General features: G+C 71.7%; 20 protein-coding genes and 1 riboswitch. Of the genes, 14 read left to right on the forward strand and 6 right to left on the reverse strand.

Annotation, left to right across the window (positions count from 1 at the left end):
- Positions 1–6 precede the first annotated feature (6 nt).
- Both FB382_RS08075 and FB382_RS08080 read right to left on the reverse strand, forming a co-directional pair.
- Complete coding sequence (locus FB382_RS08075) at positions 7–1629, reverse strand: ABC transporter permease (RefSeq protein ID WP_182538244.1); 1623 nt, start codon at positions 1627–1629, stop codon at positions 7–9.
- A complete protein-coding gene (locus FB382_RS08080; RefSeq protein ID WP_182538246.1) occupies positions 1626–2555 on the reverse strand; it encodes an ABC transporter ATP-binding protein in 930 nt (309 codons plus the stop codon). Before FB382_RS08080 ends, FB382_RS08075 begins: the two co-directional genes overlap by 4 nt.
- Positions 2556–2737: 182 nt before the next feature.
- Between FB382_RS08080 and FB382_RS08085 the strand changes: the two genes are divergently transcribed.
- A complete protein-coding gene (locus FB382_RS08085) occupies positions 2738–3208 on the forward strand; it encodes an allene oxide cyclase barrel-like domain-containing protein (protein WP_182538248.1) in 471 nt (156 codons plus the stop codon).
- A gap of 81 nt (positions 3209–3289) precedes the next feature.
- On the forward strand, positions 3290–5305 hold the full coding sequence (locus FB382_RS08090) for a PAS domain-containing sensor histidine kinase (protein ID WP_182538250.1): 2016 nt from the start codon (positions 3290–3292) through the stop codon (positions 5303–5305).
- Here the strand turns inward: FB382_RS08090 and FB382_RS08095 are convergent.
- Both FB382_RS08095 and FB382_RS08100 read right to left on the reverse strand, forming a co-directional pair.
- The gene (locus tag FB382_RS08095) at positions 5294–6127 is read right to left on the reverse strand and encodes a patatin-like phospholipase family protein (RefSeq protein ID WP_182538252.1); all 834 of its coding nucleotides are present in this window, start codon (positions 6125–6127) and stop codon (positions 5294–5296) included. The two genes, FB382_RS08090 and FB382_RS08095, sit on opposite strands and share 12 nt — an antisense overlap.
- Before the next feature lie 78 nt (positions 6128–6205).
- Complete coding sequence (locus tag FB382_RS08100; protein ID WP_220481296.1) at positions 6206–6721, reverse strand: nucleoside/nucleotide kinase family protein; 516 nt, start codon at positions 6719–6721, stop codon at positions 6206–6208.
- 158 nt (positions 6722–6879) lie between these two features.
- On the opposite strand from FB382_RS08100, the gene FB382_RS08105 reads away from it, so the two are divergent.
- On the forward strand, positions 6880–7068 hold the full coding sequence (locus FB382_RS08105; RefSeq protein WP_182538254.1) for a hypothetical protein: 189 nt from the start codon (positions 6880–6882) through the stop codon (positions 7066–7068).
- Positions 7069–7071: 3 nt separating this feature from the next.
- Here FB382_RS08105 and FB382_RS08110 read toward each other — a convergent pair whose 3' ends face one another.
- Entirely contained in the window at positions 7072–8301 is a 1230-nt protein-coding gene (locus FB382_RS08110; RefSeq protein WP_182538256.1) for a DUF1501 domain-containing protein, read from the reverse strand.
- A gap of 5 nt (positions 8302–8306) precedes the next feature.
- Positions 8307–9863, reverse strand: coding sequence for a DUF1800 domain-containing protein (locus FB382_RS08115; protein ID WP_182538258.1), 1557 nt, complete (start codon positions 9861–9863; stop codon positions 8307–8309).
- 200 nt (positions 9864–10063) lie between these two features.
- On the opposite strand from FB382_RS08115, the gene FB382_RS08120 reads away from it, so the two are divergent.
- The 11 genes from FB382_RS08120 (at position 10064) to FB382_RS08170 (ending at position 18378) form a co-directional block, all read left to right on the forward strand.
- Positions 10064–11431 (forward strand): hemolysin family protein, encoded by a 1368-nt coding sequence (locus FB382_RS08120; RefSeq protein WP_182538260.1) that lies wholly within the window; start codon positions 10064–10066, stop codon positions 11429–11431.
- Positions 11428–12477: a hemolysin family protein gene (locus FB382_RS08125; RefSeq protein WP_182538262.1), complete on the forward strand. Its 1050-nt coding sequence runs from the start codon at positions 11428–11430 to the stop codon at positions 12475–12477. Before FB382_RS08120 ends, FB382_RS08125 begins: the two co-directional genes overlap by 4 nt.
- Before the next feature lie 149 nt (positions 12478–12626).
- Positions 12627–13199, forward strand: coding sequence for a cardiolipin synthase ClsA (clsA, locus tag FB382_RS08130; RefSeq protein WP_425490062.1), 573 nt, complete (start codon positions 12627–12629; stop codon positions 13197–13199).
- The gene (locus FB382_RS08135) at positions 13192–14085 is read left to right on the forward strand and encodes a DUF881 domain-containing protein (RefSeq protein ID WP_182538264.1); all 894 of its coding nucleotides are present in this window, start codon (positions 13192–13194) and stop codon (positions 14083–14085) included. Before clsA ends, FB382_RS08135 begins: the two co-directional genes overlap by 8 nt.
- Positions 14082–14414 carry a small basic family protein gene (locus FB382_RS08140; RefSeq protein WP_125036007.1) on the forward strand — a complete coding sequence of 111 codons (333 nt, stop codon included), beginning with the start codon at positions 14082–14084 and terminating at the stop codon, positions 14412–14414. Before FB382_RS08135 ends, FB382_RS08140 begins: the two co-directional genes overlap by 4 nt.
- Before the next feature lie 5 nt (positions 14415–14419).
- A complete protein-coding gene (locus tag FB382_RS08145) occupies positions 14420–15175 on the forward strand; it encodes a DUF881 domain-containing protein (RefSeq protein WP_182538266.1) in 756 nt (251 codons plus the stop codon).
- A 43-nt stretch (positions 15176–15218) separates the two neighbouring features.
- Positions 15219–15605: a glycine cleavage system protein GcvH gene (gcvH, locus tag FB382_RS08150; RefSeq protein WP_182538268.1), complete on the forward strand. Its 387-nt coding sequence runs from the start codon at positions 15219–15221 to the stop codon at positions 15603–15605.
- Positions 15606–15761: 156 nt separating this feature from the next.
- A complete protein-coding gene (locus FB382_RS08155) occupies positions 15762–16295 on the forward strand; it encodes a zinc-ribbon and FHA domain-containing protein (protein ID WP_182538270.1) in 534 nt (177 codons plus the stop codon).
- A 14-nt stretch (positions 16296–16309) separates the two neighbouring features.
- Positions 16310–17047 (forward strand): transcriptional regulator FtsR, encoded by a 738-nt coding sequence (gene ftsR / locus FB382_RS08160; RefSeq protein ID WP_182538272.1) that lies wholly within the window; start codon positions 16310–16312, stop codon positions 17045–17047.
- 66 nt (positions 17048–17113) lie between these two features.
- Positions 17114–17581, forward strand: a complete 468-nt coding sequence (locus FB382_RS08165) for a bifunctional nuclease family protein (protein ID WP_125036011.1) — start codon at positions 17114–17116, stop codon at positions 17579–17581.
- A gap of 200 nt (positions 17582–17781) precedes the next feature.
- Entirely contained in the window at positions 17782–18378 is a 597-nt protein-coding gene (locus FB382_RS08170; protein WP_125036012.1) for a MerR family transcriptional regulator, read from the forward strand.
- Between the two features lie 88 nt (positions 18379–18466).
- Positions 18467–18576, forward strand: a riboswitch (glycine riboswitch).

The following is an 18576-nucleotide window of genomic DNA, read 5'->3' on the forward strand; positions in this document are numbered from 1 at the left end:
TGTCGGTCAGGCAGGCAGCAGCAGGCTGCGCCGGCGGACGGCAGCGGTCCCGATCACGCCGAGCGTGAGGCACGTGCCAGTGAGGACGAGCAGTGGCAGAGCCGACGCACCCGTGGCGGGCACGGACGGCACGTGGGTGAACGGCGAGACGTCCATGACCCGCTCCGGCAGACCCAGGGCCGGGCCGAACATCGGTCCGAGCAGCAGGGCCGCGATGACGATCGCCCAGGCCAGGGGCGAGGCCAACCGCGGCAGCAGCCCGATCGCCGCGAGCGCGCAGGCCCCCACGACGAGGATCGCCGGGAGCTGCACGAGTCCCGCGGCGACGGTCTTGCCCAGCTGGGTGGGGGTGTCGCCGAGTGCCTGCCCTGCTCCGATCCCCATGCCGGCGGAGTAGAGCAGCATCAGGACGATCCCGCCGCCGACCGAGTTGAGCAGGTGGCCCAGCACCCACCGTGGCCGGCTGACGCCCGAGGCCAGCAGTGACTCCAGGGTGCCCGCGGCCTCGTCGGCCCGCATCCGCAGCACCATCTGGACGACGTAGATCGCCACGATCATCGCCCCCATCGCCGCCATCGACGCGTCGTACGCCTCGAGGATCTGGTCGGCCCCGCCGAAGCGTTCGTAGAAGTCCCGGGCCTGGCCGGTGACGTCCTGGATCTGCGCCGACATGGCGCCGAAGATCAGCCCGAACGCGAGCATGCCGACCGCCCAGCCGAGCAGCGCGCCACGCTGCAGGCGGAAGTCGAGCCCGGCGGGGCTGAGCAGCCCGGCCGCCGCGTGCGCGTGGCCTCGGCGTTGGGGCCACAAACCCGCCCCGACATCACGACGTACGACGAGCGAGCCGGCGATGCCGAGCAGGGAGCCGACCAGGGCGACGAAGATGGCCAGCGGCCACACGTGGTCGCCCCCGAACGGCCGCATCTGCTGGGCCCACCCGAGGGGGGAGAGCCAGGCCGGCCAGGCGCTGTTGACCCGTGTCCCTTCGAGGTCGGCCGTGCCGAGCATGTTGCCGATCCCGCTGAGCAGGAACGCCCCGGCGAGAACGGCACTGGCGAACCCGGTGGCCGCCCGGGACGTCGAGGCGAGCTGCACCGTCACCGCGGCCACGGCCGCGAAGGTCAGACCGACAGCCGCCACCCCGGCTCCGGCCGTGAACGCACCCGCGACCGGCTGGCCGTTGACCACCATCGCCAGCCCGAGCAGGCCCGCCATCACGGTGTCGGCGACCGCAACGACGATGACGGCCGCGGCGAGGTCGGCGTAGCGGCCCACGACCGTGGACCCGACCACCTCCGCCCGGCCGAGCTCCTCGCTCTGGCGGGTGTGCCGCACCACCGCGAAGACGTTCATCAGTGCCGCCATGACCATGAGCCAGACGTAGTCGCGCACCATCACCGCGCCACCCACGCTCGGGCCGGAGGTGAGGCCGAGCAGGCGCAGTCCCACGTTGCTGGTGGGCAGCTGGGCTTCCCGCACGACGTCCGCGTGGGTCACCAGGGAACGCACGAACATGGCCGTGGTCGCGGTCAGGAAGGCCGTCAGCCCGAGGACCCAGATCGACAGCGTGACCCGGTCCCGGCGAGCCGCGAGCCGGGTCAGCCGGATCGTCCCCGACAGGGCGTTCATCGCGCGGGCACCGCCTCGGTCGGCGCGGCGACGGGGTCGGCGTGCGTGTCGTAGTGCCGCAGGAAGAGCTCCTCCAGCGTGGGAGGTGCACACGTCAGGGACCGCACCTCGTAGCCGACGAGGCGCTCGAGCACCCGGTTCAGGTCTGCCGTGTCGACGCTGAACCGCGCCTTGGTGCCATCGCGCCACAGGTCGTGGACGCCGTCGAGCCCGCCCAGCCCCACGAGCGGACGCGTGGTCTCCACCGCGACGGTGGTCCGGGTCAGGTGTCGCAGCTCGGCGAACGTCCCGGACTCGGCGACCCGGCCCTCGCGGATGATCGTGACCCGGTCGCTCAGGGCCTCGACCTCCGAGAGGATGTGGCTGGAGAGCAGGACGGTCCTGCCTTCGGCGCGCCGGGCGCGCACGACCTCCTGGAACTGCGTCTCCATCAGCGGGTCGAGGCCGGACGTGGGCTCATCCAGCAGGTAGAGCTCGACGTCGGACGAGAACGCTGCCACCAGGGCCACCTTCTGGCGATTGCCCTTGGAGTAGGCGCGACACTTCTTGGTCGGGTCGAGGTCGAACCGCTCCAGCAGGTCCGCACGTCGCGCGGGCACGAGCCCACCCCTCAGCGAGCCGAGGAGGTCGATCACCTCGCCGCCGGTGAGGTTGGGCCACAGGTTCATCTCGCCGGGCACGTACGCCAACCGCCGGTGCAGCGTCGCGGTGTCGCGCCAGGGGTCGCCGCCGAGGAGCGTGACGTCACCGGAAGTACGACGCAGGAGGCCCAGCAGGATGCGGATGGCCGTGGTCTTGCCCGCGCCGTTCGGGCCCAGGAAGCCGTGGACCTCGCCGGTCGGGATCGCGAGGTCCAGGTGGTCCAGGGCCCGGGTCGTGCCGAAGTCCTTGACCAGCCCGCGGGTCTGGATCGCACGCTCGGTCATGCCACCACCCTCCGCCTGGGAGCAGCCCCTGATCAGGGTCCAACCACCCCGGCCGCGGGACCTAGGTCCCGCCCGGGCTTTCCCCACGTTGGGCGATGACGCCGCCCGCGCGGGGCGGGTAGAGCCGGGAGGGACCGCATGTGCGTCGCCACCGGGGCGGCCGGCGGCCTGGGAGGCTTGAGATGTTGAAGGCAGTGGGAGTTTCCGCGGGGGTCCTCGCGATGGCGGTGATGGCGGTCGGGTCCACGGGTCCGGCCCAGGGATCGGGTGCGCAGCAGGCGGCCGGCAGCACGGTGCGGGTCTACTCGACCAACACCGAGGAGAGCTTCGTCGACGTCGGCAACGACGGCCCCGGGCTCGGCGACATGTTCGTCTTCCGCTCCAACCTGGCCCGCGGCGGACACCGCGTCGGCCACACCGGCGTGGTCTGCACGATCACCTCCGCCCACCACGACGAGTCGCAGTGCCTGGGCTCGGCGAAGATCAACGGTCAGGGCGAGCTGACCATCCAGGGCCTGATCGCCGGCAACCCGAAGTCGTTCTCCTTCGCGATCACCGGTGGCACGGGCGCCTACGAGGGCGCCCGGGGCACGCTGACGGTCTACGAGGTGTCCAACAAGGTGGAGCGGCTGACCTTCACGATCACCAACTGATCGGCCGGACGCGACCCTCCCGTCGTCGTACGGTGTCCCCACGCCCGGGCCCCCGGGCGTGGGCACACGGGAGGGTCCTCGATGCGCGTGGCGGTCCGCGGCTGCCAGCTGGTGCTGCTCGTCCTGGTCGCGGCCTTCGCGGTCACGACCGTCCCCGGCGTGCGCGGCGACGGCTTCGACACGGCGCTGGACGGGTGGCTCCAGGGATCGGCGTACGTCGCCTGCGCAGTGGTCGCCCTGCTCCGGCCGGTGCGCTCGGTCGTCGCGCGCCCATTGTGGGTGCTGGTCGCCACCGCTCTGGTGCTGCGCGCCCTGGGTTTCGTGCTCTACCTCGGCTACGTGCGCACCCTGACCCCAGCGCCCTACCCCTCGGTCGCGGACCTCGCGTGGCTGGCGATGTCGGTCGTGCTGCTCGCCGCGCTGGCGGTGCGGGCGCGGTCGCTGGCGCCGCGGGTCTCGACGACGCTGGTCCTGGACGCCGTCCTGGGCGCCCTCACCGTCGCAGCCGTGTCCATCGCCCTGCTCTACGACACCCTCGAGCACCTGACCCGGGCCGGCACGCCGGGTGACGTCGTCGCGACCAACCTGGCCTACCCGGCCGTGGACGTCGCGCTGCTCATCGTCGTGACGGGGCTGCTGATGGCCTCGCAGTGGCACCCGCCGACCAGCGACCTCGTGCTCGCCGTGGGCGTGGTCGGGTTCGCCGTCGGCGACACGGCATTCCTCTACCAGCTGGCCGCGGGGACCTACCACCCCGGGAGCTGGTTGGCGGCCACCTCGCTGGCGGCCACCGCCGCGATCGCGCTGGCGGGCTGGAGCGGGCTCGACCGGGAGCCGGAGCCGGTCGAGCTGGCGCCTCCGGGGATCGGCATCCCGGTGCTCTTCGCGCTGGTGTGCGTCGCCATGTTCCTGGCGGCGTCCCTGGGGCACCTCCCGCTCGGAAGCACCCTGCTGACGGCAGCGGCGCTGGTCGTCGCGATTGCGCGCGGGGCTCTGACGCTGCTCGAGGACCGGGCGGTGGCCGGCCGGGTGCTCCGGAACACCAACGAGGAGCTCGTGCGGTTCCAGGCGCTGGTCGAGGCCTCCGGCGACTTCATCGCGATCGCCGCGCCCACCGGGGCCGTGCTGTACGTCAATCCCGCGGGCCGGCGGATGGTCGGGCTGCCGCCCGACGTCGACGTCGCCACCACGACGATCGAGGACTACCTCACCGAGGAGGGTCAGCAGCTGTCGGCCCGCGTCGAGGTGCCGGCCGTCCTGGAGCGGGGCCACTGGGAGGGGCAGTCGACCCTGCGCAACCGCAACGGCGGCCCACCGGTGCCGGTCGCGATCTCCAGCTTCCTGATGTACCGCCCCGACGGGGGCGGGCCGTTCGCGCTGGCCACCGTCCAGCGCGACATCACCGAGCGGCTCGAGTCGGAGCGCGCCGTGCAGGAGCTGGCCGACCAGCGTCAGGACCTGCTGGGCCGGCTGGTGCAGGCGCAGGAGGACGAGCGGGCGAGCATCGCCGCCGACGTCCACGACGACTCCGTGCAGGCCCTGGCCGCGGTCGACCTTCGCCTGGGACTGATCCGGCGCAAGCTGGTGGAGGCGGCGCCCGAGCTCCTCGAGAGCGTCGACAAGACGCTGGAGACCGTGCAGGTCGCGACCGGTCGGTTGCGCCACCTCCTCTTCGACCTCGAGCTCCCGGCCCTCGAGCTCGGCGTCGGCACTGCGCTCGAGGACGCCGCGAGCTACGTGTTCGAGGACAGCGACATCGAGTGGGAGATCAGCGGCCCGCGGGACCTCGGCCTCGCGCCGGCGGCCCGTGTGACGGCGTACCGGATCGCCAAGGAGGCACTCATCAACGCCCGTCGGCACGCCCAGGCCCGGCACGTCACCATCACGCTGGAGCGCGACGACACCGGCGCCACCGTCACGGTCGAGGACGACGGCCGGGGCGTGGACACCTCACAGCTCGTCGACCGGCCGGGTCACCTCGGCCTGTCCAGCATGTACGACCGGGCCACCATCGCCGGTGGACGCCTGGAGATCGACAGCCGGCCGGGGGAGGGGACGCGGGTGAGCCTGTGGCTCCCGATGGGATCAGGCGGCTGACGCGACGGGCGGTTCGTCGGCCAGGACCGCGCGGACGCACTCCTCGCCGAGGCGGAACAGCTCCTCGGTGTGGCTGAAGTCGAAGACCGTGCCGCAGTCGAAGGCCTCGTCGAGCTTGAGGCGGATGATCTCGACGTCCTGCGGGAACTCCGGCTCGTCGCGGTAGCGGACCGAGGCCACGAGCGAGGCGATCAGCACGTCGAGCGGGCTGCGGAGGTGGCGGTGGGTCTGGGGGGTGCGCGTCACGTCGAGGACGAACACGCGGTCGCCGGGCTGGACCTCGTCGAGTGCGCCGGAGAGCGGGACGTTCTCCGAGATGCCCGCGTCCACGTGGGTCGTCGGGCCGTCCTCTCCGCGCAGGACGACCGGCGGGAACAGGCCGGGCAGGGCGGCCGAGGCCGCCAGCAGGTCGGTGACCAGGCCGTGGCTGTGGTGCACCGGGCGGCCTGTGGTGATGTCGGTGGTCGCCACCCGCACCGGGGTGGGGAGGTTCTCGAGGTGGTACGTCGGCACCCAGGTCTGCACCAGGCGGCGGAACGTGGCGGCCGAGAAGAGGTAGGGGCGACGCCGGGCGACGTTCATGACGATGCCGCGACGGGGGCCGCAGATGGACTCCTCGTCCATCTCACGCCACTTGTCGGCGAGGGCCTCGATGCCCTCCGGGCCCGGGTGGGAGCCGATGAAGCAGGCGTTGATCGCGCCGACGGAGCCGCCGATGAGCAGGTCGGGCGTGATCCCGGCGGCCTGCAGAGCCTTGAGCATCCCGACCTGACCGGCGCCGCGAGAACCGCCGCCTGAGAGAACGAAGATGTTGCGTGCCATGGAGGGGTGATGCCCCGGCCGGGCACTCCTCAATCCTCGTCGCCCCCGGGGCTGTGTGTGGGCTGGACCACGCTGGGCTCAGGCGGGTCGTCGGTAGAGCAGGTCCGCCGCCAGGTCCGGCCGGTACCGCGCGAAGAAGTCGGCGTCGTTGGGCTTCCACACGCCGTGCCACAAGTCCTCCTGCGGGTTGTTCCAGACGTGGGTGTCGCGCCAGATTCCCTGCTCGGTCGCCCGGTCGAGGTCCACGTCGACCCAGATGGTGAGGTCGAAGCGCTCGAGCAGACCGGGGACGAACAGCCCAATGCCCTCGACCAGGACCACCGCCTCCTGCTCGCCGTCGAGCACCTCGCGGGCCAGCCGCTCGCGGTCGACCACCGACCAGTCGTCCGAGCGCGACGTGGGTGGTCGCTCGAGCAGGTAGTCGTCGGAGGAGACCACGACGGACCCTTCGAGCAGGGTTTGGAGCTCGGCGGCGAGCGTGGACTTGCCGGCGCCGCCGAAGCCGGAGATGCCCACGACGGGTGGCCGCCCGACGGTGTGGAGTGACCGCGTCAGGGACGCGAGGGCGTGGGGGGACTCGAGATGCGTCGACACCCGCACAGGCTAGGACGCCGACGAGCGACTCTCCCCAACCTGGGGGATGCCGTGCGGGCGACACGTCTGTACAAGCTCGCCCCAATGTCGGCTTCCGGGCGGGCATCGAGGATCATGGGTGTCGACAGATCCACTGCATCACCGTCTGGGGGGACACGATGCGCGCTATCACCCACGGGCTGGGCACCGCCCTGCTTCTGCTGGCGACGGCCTTCTTCACGCTCGTGCAGATCGCGCACGTCGACCGGGCGTTGCAGCAGATCGGCGGTCGCGACGGCGGCGCCGACCAGGTCAGCCTCGTCTCGCACACCAGCAAGGGTCACGCCCCCGGGCACCGGCAGCGCTGATCCTCAGGACATCACGCCGACCCGGCTGCGGACGAAGCCCGGGAACACCGTGCTCGTCGACGCCGCGAAACGGGCCTCCACGACCTCGGCCAGGACGCTGCGGTAGTCGGTCGTCACCGTGAGGTCGGAGTCGAGGTCGCCCGAGAGGCCCGGCCACTGGGCGTGGTAGCCGCCGACGACGCCCGCACCCGCGAGGAACATGACGTTGCCGTAGCCGTGGTCGAGACCGTAGTTGGCGTTCTCCGCGACGCGGCGACCGAACTCGCTGAGGCAGACGACCGTGACCTTGCCGGCCAGCGCTCCGAGGTCGTCGAAGAACGCGGCCAGCGAGCCCGCGAAGTCAGCGGCGTTCCTGTTCATCCGCCCCCACTCCACGGTGCCGAGGTCGGCATGCATGTCCCAGTTGCCCTGGTCGACGGTGATCACCTCGACACCGACGTCGCCGCGGATCACGCGCGCCACCTCGGCCAGGGCTCGCCCGAGGTCGGACCGGGGATAGGTGTCGGCGTGGTCCGGGGTCGAGCGGACCGGGTTGAAGTCGTCGACGGCATCGAACGTCGATTGCATCGCCCGGCCCAGGGGGCTGGCGTTGCCGTCCCACATCCGGTGCAGTGAGGCGCGGCGGCCGCCGGTGGCGTCCCACTGGTCGTCGCCGGGGATCCAGACGCCGTCGATGTCGCCGGCCGACATGACGGGCTGGGCCCCGAAGAGCGATGTCGGGATGGTGCCCTCGCCCATGTTGAGGCCCTGGAGCGGGCTGCGGGACGCGTCGGTGCCGATGAGCCGGTTCAGCCATCCCTCGCGGACCGAGGACCCGGGGTTGGCGTCCTCGACCTCCTCCATCGCGGAGAAGTGCGAGCGGTTGGGTGCGGGCAGTCCGGTGGCGTGCACGGTCGCGAGCCGGCCGGCGTTCCAGAGGGGAAGCAGCGGGGCGAGCTCGGGGTGCAGCCCGAACATGCCGTCCTTGACGAGCAGCCGGTCCGAGGGGATCGCGATGCGGGGCCGCGCGGTGTAGTAGACGGGGTCGGCGTGCGGCACGACCAGGGAAAGGCCGTCGGCGGCGCCTCGCAGCGACACGACCACGAGCACGGACGAGGCGGGCGTGGTCGCCGCCGAGGTGGTCACCACGGCCGAACCGAGCACCGTGGTGGCTCCGGCGAGGGCGACGGCTCCGGTGAGGAGCCCACGGCGGGACAGCGCGGCGTACTCGCTGCAGCAGGGGGAGGTGGTCATGGGGGTCACCGGGTCAGGAAGGCGGGGGAGTCGAGGAAGGTGGTGAGCAGGCGCGGCATGTTCCACTGCACGAGCGGGTGGTCCCGGCTGATCCGCTCGGTCGGCGAGATGTCGACCGCAAGGCAACACGCCTCGAGCAGGGCCGCGTCCGACCGTCGGTGCAGGAGCTGCTGGGCGAGGTGGTCGACCAGCAGGTTGAAGCGGATCGGGAACTCCGGGACCCACCAGGCCGGCTGGTGGTAGGCGATGCCGGCCTTGGGCCACCAGCCCCCGGACATCCCGAGGTGGATGCCCATGGAGGCCAGCAGTCGCGACGGGGTCGCCCACGAGTCGTTGTCGATGGGCTGCCCATCGGGGCGCGGCCACGAGAACGGCATGCACCCCAGGCTGGCGGCCTGCCAGAGCATCGCGTTGGCGGTGTACTTCTCGCCCCCGGACCCGGCTGGAGGCCGCGCCACCGTGACCCGCAGCGCCCGGTAGGTCGCGACGAGGTCCTCGCCGGGGTCGCGCACCTTGGCCCCGACCGCTGAGGCGAAGGCCGGCGACGCGACGAGGGCCCGCAGGACGGGACGGATCTCGGTGTCGTGCGCGAGGTAGACGTCGGCCAGCTGGTCGACCAGCGCCTGCGGCGGGTCGTCGCCGACGAACTTCACCGCCAGTCGGCGCGCGACCCGCTGGGCGGTGGCCGGGTGGTGCGCGAGGTAGGAGAGGTAGCGCTCGGCGACCGCCCGCCCGTCGGCGTCGGCGTTGGGGTCGCTGAACTCCATGACCTGGACCGGTCCCCGCCAGTGCGTCGAGGACCTGTACGACGCCTCCCAGGTGCGCCACACGTCGACGGCGTACCCGGTGAGGATCCGGGCGGAGCTCTTGACGTCGTCCTCGGTGTAGGCGCCGCGCCCGACGGTGTGGAGCTCGAGGAGCTCGCGGCCGAGGTTCTCGTTGGGGTGCTTGGCGGTCGAGATCGCGTTGTCGAGGTAGATCAGCATCGCCGGGTGCAGCACCGCGGCGCGGAGCAGGTCCTCGAATCGGCCCAGGGCCTGCGCGCGGATCGTGTCGCCGTAGTCCTTGCGGTAGGTGAACGACGCGTCCCCGTCGGCGGGGACGTTGAAGTGGTTCTCCCAGAGCTCGGTCATCGTCTCGAGCAGCTGCCGGCGCGACCCCATCCGCCGCATCAGCACCCACCGGGCGTAGTCGAGCATCACCTCCCAGCCGCCCTCGACGCCCGTCTCGTTGCGGTCGGCGAGCTCCTTCGGGCCGCGGGCCAGGCTCGGCCACCAGGAGAGGTAGGCGCCGGTGCCGGGGTCGGGGACGGCCGCTGGGTCGAGCTGCCGCTCGAACCACGCCCTCGGCCCGCCGGCGTCGCGGACCTGGCGGGCCAGCGCGGGTGTGACGCCGTAGGAGAACCGGCCGACGAGGTGGCGTCCCTGCGCGGACAGCAGGGGTGCGCCCACGTAGTGGGCGGGGGTGTACGACGCGGCACGCGCGGCAGCAGCGGGCAGCACCACCGGGGTGGCGACCGCCGTGCCGGCGCCGGCGAGCAGGGACCGACGGGTGGGGGACATGCAGCGACTCCAGAGAACGACGCGACGAGCACCGAGTATGCCCCGGTCCAGCCCTCCGCGACGGCCGAACGGGCAACTCCGTGGCCGTGGCTTGTAGAGTGCTGTCCAGTCAGTGACCACGCACCGTGAGGAACATCAGCCACTCCGATGGACGGCTCCCAAAGTCGCCGGCTCTCCCCGCTCTGGCCGGGAGGGCACCGATGATCTCCTGGCTCCTGCTCGGCGCCGCCCTGCTGCTGATCGTGGCGTGCGGGATCTTCGTCGCCGCCGAGTTCGCCTTCGTCACCGTCGACCGCACGCGGGTCGACGCGGCGGCCGCCGAGGGTGACCACGGGGCAGTGGGCGTGCAGCAGGCGCTGCGCACCCTGTCCACCCAGCTCTCCGGCGCGCAGGTCGGCATCACCGTCACCAACCTGGCGATCGGCTTCCTGGCCGGGCCCGCCATCGCCGACCTGATCGACGGTCCGCTCGGCGCGGTGGGCACGCCCGGGGGCGCCGTACGTCCGGTGGCGGTCGGCATCGGGCTCGCCCTCGGCACCATCCTCACGATGATCTTCGGCGAGCTCGTGCCCAAGAACCTCGCGCTGGCCAAGCCGATGGAGGTCGCCCGGGCGACGCAGCGCTTCCAGCGCGCGTTCACGGCCGTCAACAAGATCCCCATCCGGGTGCTCAACGGGTCGGCCAACGCGTTCGTGCGCCGCCTCGGCATGGAGCCGCAGGAGGAGCTGCGCTCGGCCCGCAGCTCGACCGAGCTGGCCAGCCTGATCCAGCGCTCGGCCGACCAGGGCACGCTCGACCAGGAGACGGCCGAGCTCATGGAGCGCTCCGTGGAGTTCGGATCCCGCACGGCCGGCGAGATCATGACGCCGCGCGTGCGCACCACGAGCGTCGAGGTCGGCGACCGCGCCAGCCTCGTCATCGAGCTGGCCCGCGAGACCGGCCACTCCCGCTTCCCGGTCTACGACGCGGACGAGACCGTCGTCGGCACCGTCCACGTCAAGAACGCCGTGGCCCTGCCGGTCAACGAGCGGGCGACCACCCGGGTCAAGCACCTGATGGCCAAGCCGATCGTGGTGCCCGACTCGCTGCGCCTCGACCCGCTCATGGCCCTGTTGCGCAAGGACGGCTTCCAGATGGCGATCGTGCTCGACGAGTACGGCGGCCACGCCGGCATCGTGACGCTCGAGGACGTGATCGAGGAGATCGTCGGGGACATCGCCGACGAGCACGACCGCCTCGGCGCCCGGGCGCGCCAGCGCCGCGACTCGTCCTGGTCGCTGTCCGGCCTGCTGCGCCCCGACGAGGTGGAGGACCTGACCGGGATCGAGCTGCCCGACCACGAGGACTACGACACGATCGCCGGCCTGGTGCTGCAGGTGATCGGCCGGATCCCCGAGGTGGGCGACATCGCCGAGGTCCCGGTGCCCGACCACTCCGACCCTGACGAGCCGCGGGAGCAGCTCGCCGTGCTCACCGTCGAGCTCATGGACGGCCTCCGCATCGACCGGGTGGGCCTGCGCCTGCACGACGGCGGCCACCGGGCCGACGCCGGGGCGGGGGAGTCATGAGCAGCGGTGGCGCGATCGTCGTCGCGATCCTGCTCCTCCTGGGCAACGCGTTCTTCGTGGCGGCCGAGTTCGCCCTGGTCTCCGCCCGGCGCACCCAGATCGAGCCGCGCGCCGAGGCCGGCAACCGCTTCGCGCGGACGACGCTGCGCGCCATGGAGAACATCTCGCTGGTGATCGGCGTCAACCAGCTCGGCATCACGGTCTGCTCGCTGGTCCTGGGTGCGGTCGGCGAGCCGGCCGTCTCCCACCTGCTCGAGCCGGTGCTGCATGCCGCGCACGTCCCCGAGGGGTTCCTGCACCCGGTCGCGTTCACGGGGGCCCTGGCGATCGTGGTCTACCTCCACGTGGTGATGGGGGAGATGATCCCCAAGAACATCGCGCTGGCCGGCCCCGACCGCGCCGCGCTCGTGCTCGGCACGCCGATCTGGGCGATCGTCACCGTCCTGCGGCCGGTCATCATCGTCATCAACGCGATCGCGGCGGCGTTCCTGCGGCTGGTCGGCGTACGCCTCATGGACGAGGTGAGCTCGACCTACACGCGCGAGGAGGTCGCGGCGATGGTGGAGGAGTCCCGGGGTGAGGGCCTTCTCGAGGCCGACGAGTACGACCGCCTCGCCGGCGCCCTCGGCTTCACCGAGAAGAACGTGACGTCGGTGCTGATGCCGCCCGACACGCTGACCACCGTCGCCCGCGGCGCGTCCGGCGCCGACGTCGAGGCCATTTGCGCGGCCACCGGCTTCAGTCGCTTCCCGGTGGCCGGCGACGGCGGCGAGCTGCTCGGCTACCTGCACATCAAGGACGTCCTCGAGCCCGACGAGGAGCGCCGCGAGCGGCCCCTCGACGACAAGTGGATCCGGCCGTTCGCGCCGGTCACGTCCGACGACACGCTGCACGAGGCCCTCGAGACCCTGCAGCGTCGTGGTGCGCACATGGCGCGCGTGGTCGACGCCGAGGGGACCACCATCGGCCTGGCCACGCTCGAGGACGTCATCGAGGAGCTGGTCGGCGAGATCCGCGACGCGGCCCATCTCGAGGAGCCGGTCTGAGGTCTGCGGACCCCACCGCGCGGGTGCGCACTCGTGGGCCCGCACCGACGGCTAAGGTGTGCACGCACGACGCTCCAGACACTCCCCATCACACTCCAGAGAACGGCGAACAGGCACCCGTGGCGGACGACTCGACGCGGAACAACCGCGTGTGGACCCTCCCCAACCTGCTCAGCCTGATCCGGCTGGCGGGGGTCCCCGTGTTCCTCTGGCTCGTCCTCGGGCCGGAGGCCGACGGCTGGGCGCTGGGCCTCCTCGTGGTCTCCGGGATCACCGACTTCCTCGACGGCTGGCTGGCGCGCAAGCTCGACCAGACCTCGGTGGTCGGGCAGATCCTCGATCCCGTCGCCGACCGGCTCTACATCCTCGCCGTCGTGGTGGGACTCGCCCTGCGCGACGTCATCCCGTGGTGGACCGCGGTGTCACTGCCGCTGCGGGACGCGCTGATGTGGGGGCTGGTGCCCCTGCTGCGCACGCGGGGCTACAGTTCCCTGCCGGTGCACTTCCTCGGCAAGGCCGCGACCTTCAACCTGCTCTACGCCTTCCCGCTGCTCCTGCTCGGCGACGGTGAGGGCATCGTCGCCACTCTCGCCCAGGTCTTCGGCTGGGCGTTCGCCCTGTGGGGGATCGGGCTCTACTGGTGGGCCGGGATCCTCTACGCCTGGCAGGTCCGCAGGCTGCTGGCCACCACAGAACGCCGTACGACGGTCCGCCATGGCTGACGTGCCGGACCCGGCCGTCCGGCCCGCGCCGCAGCTGCCGGCCCGGGTCACCCTGCCCCTGCTGACCCTCATCACCCAGCAGTCGCTGGACGAGGACTACCTCCACGTCGCCGAACGCCGTGCTGCCACGTCGCCGGGGCCGGCCCGGATCCGCCCGCACCGCACCGCGGCGGTGGTCGTCGCCGTGTTCGGGGTGCTCGTGACGACGGCGGCGGTGCAGACCTCGCGCAACGCCAGCGTCAACGACGCGTCCCGGGCGACGCTGATCTCGCAGATCACCGCCAGGCGCGACTCGGTCTCGCGGCTGCAGGACGGCATCGTGGCCCAGCGCGAGCGCAACACGCGGTTGCAGGACACGCTGGCGCGGACCACCAGCGCGGAGCAGTCCGCGATCACCCGGATGCGCCGGCTCGAGGTCCGCACCGGGTTCGTCCCCGTCAGGGGAGAGGGCGTCCGGATCACGATCGACGACCCGCCCGGGGCCGACGGGACCGAGGCCGTGCGCGACGAGGACCTCGCGCTGCTCGTCGACGGCCTGTGGCAGGCAGGCGCCGAGGCGATCTCGATCAACGGCCAGCGCCTGACCGCCCTGAGCGCCATCCGCAACGCGAGCATCGCCATCCACGTCAACAGCCGGCCGATCTCGCCGCCCTACACCGTCCTCGCCATCGGTGACACCCGCACCCTGCAGGCCAACCTGCTCGACACGACCCACGGGCTCGCGTTCTTCGACGTGGCGCAACAGCTCGGTTTCGTCTACGAGCTGCACAATGAGGACACGCTGTCCCTGCCGGCCGCGCCGGAGCGGCTGCTGCGCCTCCGGGCCGCCAAGGCCGGGACCGCGGCCGACCAGAACAACCACGTCGACGAGGAGAACACGCCGTGATCGCCGCACTCGGGCTGCTCGTGGGCATCGTCCTGGGCCTGATCTTCCAGCCCGACGTCCCGCTGGGACTGGAGCCCTACCTGCCCATCGCCGTCGTGGCCGCCCTCGACGCGGTCTTCGGCGGGCTGCGCGCCTACCTCGACGGCATCTTCGACGACAAGGTCTTCGTCGTCTCCTTCTTCAGCAACGTCGTGATCGCGGCCGCGATCGTCTACCTCGGGGACAAGCTCGGCGTCGGCGGCCAGCTCTCGACCGGCGTCATCGTGGTCCTCGGCATCCGGATCTTCTCCAACGTGGCGGCCATCCGGCGCCACCTCTTCCATGCATGAGCGCGATGACTGACCAGAGCAAGCCCCCGGCCGGCCCCCAGGACACCGGACGCCAGCGCCTCACCGAGGCGCTGCGCAAGCCGTCCCGCGCCCAGGCGATCGTCGGCGTGCTCCTGGCCGTCGTGGGCTTCGCAGCCGTCACGCAGGTCCGGGCCAACGAGGTCGACAGCACGTACGCCGGCTACCGCGAGCAGGACCTCATCGACGTGCTCAACGGCCTGGCCGGCACCACCCAGCGCGCCCAGGCCGAGATCTCGCGCCTCGAGGCGACCCGCGAGGACCTGCAGTCCAGCACCGACGCCCGGCAGGCGGCGCTCGACCAGGCCCAGGCGCGCTCGGACACCCTGAACATCCTGGCCGGACTGGTGCCCGTCACCGGCCCCGGCATCCGGATCACCATCAAGGAGCTCACGGCGCCGGTCAGCACCGACGACATCCTCGACACCATCGAGGAGCTCCGTGCCGCCGGCGCCGAGGCCATGCAGATCAACGGCCAGGTCCGGGTCATCGCGCAGAGCTCGATCCAGGACGCCGAGGGTGGGTTCTACGTCGACGACACGCTCCTGGAGGCGCCGTACGTCATCGACGTCATCGGCGACCCGCACACCCTCGCCGGGGCGCTGTCCTTCCCCGACGGCCCGACCCAGCGCTTCGAGGAGTCCGGTGACGAGGTCACCGTCGACGAGCTCAACTCGCTCGACATCGAGGCGGTCCGGCAGCCGGTGCAGCCTCAGTACGCCCAGCCCGACCCGAGCCAGTAGCCTGCGCACGTCAGGCGCCACCCGTTCTGCGACAGGAGACCCCTTGTACCCCGACGACCTGAAGTACACCACCGAGCACGAGTGGCTGCGGACGCCCGGTGAGCACGCGGGCTCGGTCCGGATCGGCATCACCCACTACGCCCAGGACGCCCTCGGCGACATCGTCTACGTGTCCCTGCCCGAGGTCGGCGAGACCGTCGAGGCCGGCAGCACCTGCGGCGAGCTGGAGTCCACGAAGTCGGTCAGCGACGTCTACGCGCCCGTGAGCGGCGAGGTCGTCGCCCGCAACGAGTCCCTCGATGCCACGCCCGAGCTGGTCAACAACGACCCGTACGGCGGCGGCTGGCTCTTCGAGGTCGTCCCCACCGATGCGTCCGCGACCGACGAGCTCATGGACGCCGCGGCCTACGAGGCCTCGCTCTCGGCCTGATCCCCGACCACGTCGCGGGGAGCATCGGCGTGCTTCGCGCGCCCGCCCCGCACAGGCCCACCGGACTGATAGGTTCGGACCAACCGTCAACCTCTACCCGGCCCTGAGGGTTCAGGCCGGTCGAGGGTGACGACGACCCGACCCGGAGGATGACCGATGCCGTTCTGCACAGCGTGTGGGAAGCAGAACCCCGACGACGCCCGTTTCTGCGCCCAGTGCGGGACGCGACTGGTGTCCGCGGACACACCCGCGACCCCTGAGCCGCCGTCGGCCGACAACGCCGGGGAGTCCACCGCGACGATCTCGATCTCGGTGGGCGCGGACAAGACCGAGACGTCCGACCGCCAGCTCAACGCCGTGGACGCGGCCGCCGTGGACGCGCTGCCCGTCGGGCACGCGCTCCTCGTCGTGCAGCGGGGCCCGGGCTCGGGCAGCCGGTTCCTGCTCGACGCAGACCAGGTCAACGCCGGACGCCACCCCGACAGCGAGATCTTCCTCGACGACGTGACGGTCTCGCGCCGGCACGCGGAGTTCAACCGCAGCGGCGACACCTTCACCGTCAGCGACGTGGGCAGCCTCAACGGCACCTACGTCAACCGCGACCGGATCGACAAGGTCCTGCTCAAGGACGGCGACGAGGTGCAGATCGGCAAGTACCGCCTCGTCTTCTTCTCCGGGCACGCGGGCTGACGTTGTCCTCGAGCATGCACCAGCCCGCAGCCACCTCGGGGTCCCGGACGCGGATGAACATCGGCGAGGTGCTCGACCGGCTGCGCCCCGACTTCCCGGGGATCACCATCCCCAAGATCCGCTTCCTCGAGGACAAGGGACTCATCAAGCCCGAGCGCACCGCCGCCGGCTACCGGAAGTTCTCCTCCGACGACGTGGAGCGCCTGCGCTACGTCCTGCGGATGCAGCGCGACCACTACCTGCCGCTGAAGGTCATAGGGGAGCACCTCGACGCCATCGACCGGGGCCTGGAGCCGCCGCCGATCGAGGCGGTCGTGCCGACGGTGCCGCAGGTCGCGCTCGCGGCCGACGGCCTGCCGAGCGCCGAGTCGTTCGCGCGCCGGGACAACCTGCGCCTCTCGCGGCGTGAGCTGGTCAAGATCGCGGAGATCTCCGAGGACCTGCTCGACCAGCTCGAGCAGTACGCCCTGATCACCCCGCGACCCGGCACCGGCCACTACGACACCGACGCCCTGGTGATCGCCCGGACCGCCCGCGAGCTCGCCGACTTCGGGTTCGAGCCGCGCCACCTCCGGGCCTTCAAGACCGCGGCCGACCGCGAGGTAGGGCTCGTCGAGCAGGTCGTAGCACCGCACAAGCGCAGCCGCGACACTGCCGCCAAGGCACGCGCCGAGGAAGCCGTCAGCGAGATCGCTGCCCTCTCGGTGCGGTTGCACGCCACCCTCGTCAAGACGGGCCTGCGCTCCTCCTGACGCCTCCGCCCTGGCGTCGCGCGGCGCCGCCCGAACGCCCATCACCCAGCGGAGTAGGGTGATCGTGTGCGCGAAGTCGATGTCATGGGAGTCCGGGTCGAGATGCCCTCGAACCAGCCGATCGTGCTGCTGCGCGAGGTGTCGGGGGAGAGGTACCTCCCGATCTGGATCGGGGCGGTCGAGGCCACCGCGATCGCCTTCGCCCAGCAGGGCGTGGTGCCACCGCGGCCCCTCACGCACGACCTCATGAAGGACGTCCTCGAGGCGACCGGCAACGAGCTCACCGAGGTGCGGATCACCGACGTCAAGGACGGGGTCTTCTTCGCGACCCTGGTCTTCGGCTCCGGCGCCGAGGTCAGCGCCCGGCCCTCCGACTCCATCGCCCTGGCCCTGCGGACCGGCTCGCGCATCGTGTGCGCCGAGGAGGTCCTCGACGAGGCCGGGCTCGCCGTGCCCGCCGAGCAGGAGGACGAGGTCGAGAAGTTCCGCGAGTTCCTCGACCAAGTCACCCCCGAGGACTTCGAGTCTCTCTAGCGATCGGCCCGAACCTTCACCCTCAAGTTGAGGTTGAGGGTTCCGACACGCCGCCGACGTCGTTGACCACCCTCAGGTCGAGGCTTACCTTCTAGATGTCTCTGTTGTAACTCCACTGTTGTGGTGCGCCCACCGCGGGCGCCGCGCGACACTTCCCCCTCGGGAGTTACGGACAACGGAGTAGACCCGCGGAGGACCGTGTGAACGAGAACGAGCAGGAGCTGGGCACCAGCGTCGAGACCGCCAAGGCGGTCGAGGCTGCGGAGGAGCAGGGTCTCCTCTTCAGCGACGACGTGTCGCCGCTCCCGAGTGACACCGGTTACCGGGGTCCCACCGCGTGCAGTGCCGCGGGCATCACCTATCGCCAGCTGGACTACTGGGCCCGCACCGGCCTCATCGAGCCCACCGTGCGCGGCGCCAAGGGCTCCGGCTCGCAGCGCCTCTACAGCTTCCAGGACATCCTGCTGCTCAAGGTCGTCAAGCGCCTGCTCGACGCCGGCATCTCACTGCAGCAGATCCGCACCGCCGTGCAGCACCTCCGCCAGCGTGGCACCGAGGACCTCACCCGCGTCACGCTGATGAGCGACGGCGTCTCGGTCTACGAGTGCACGAGCAACGACGAGATCATCGACCTCCTCCAGGGCGGTCAGGGCGTCTTCGGCATCGCCATCGGCGGCGTGTGGCAGGAGATCGAGGGCACCCTCGCCGAGCTGCCCAGCGAGCGCACCGCCGAGGACGACGCCCCCTCGGCCAGCGACGAGCTCGCGGCGCGTCGTGCCGCCCGCCAGACCGGCTGATCACCGGGTTCCCAGCACTCTCACAACGGTCCGTCGCCCTCGTGGCGGCGGGCCGTTGTCGCGTTGCCTGATAGATTGGCGCCGCTGACAATCCCGCACGGGAGAGTCTTCGCCCGGTGGCCAGTGGCAGCCGGAGCGGAGCGCCGAAGGGGCAATTCCTCCCCGGAACCTCTCAGGCGCCCGGACCGTGCGGACGAG

It is taken from the genome of Nocardioides ginsengisegetis (assembly GCF_014138045.1).
In the GTDB taxonomy this organism is placed as follows: Bacteria; Actinomycetota; Actinomycetes; order Propionibacteriales; family Nocardioidaceae; genus Nocardioides; species Nocardioides ginsengisegetis.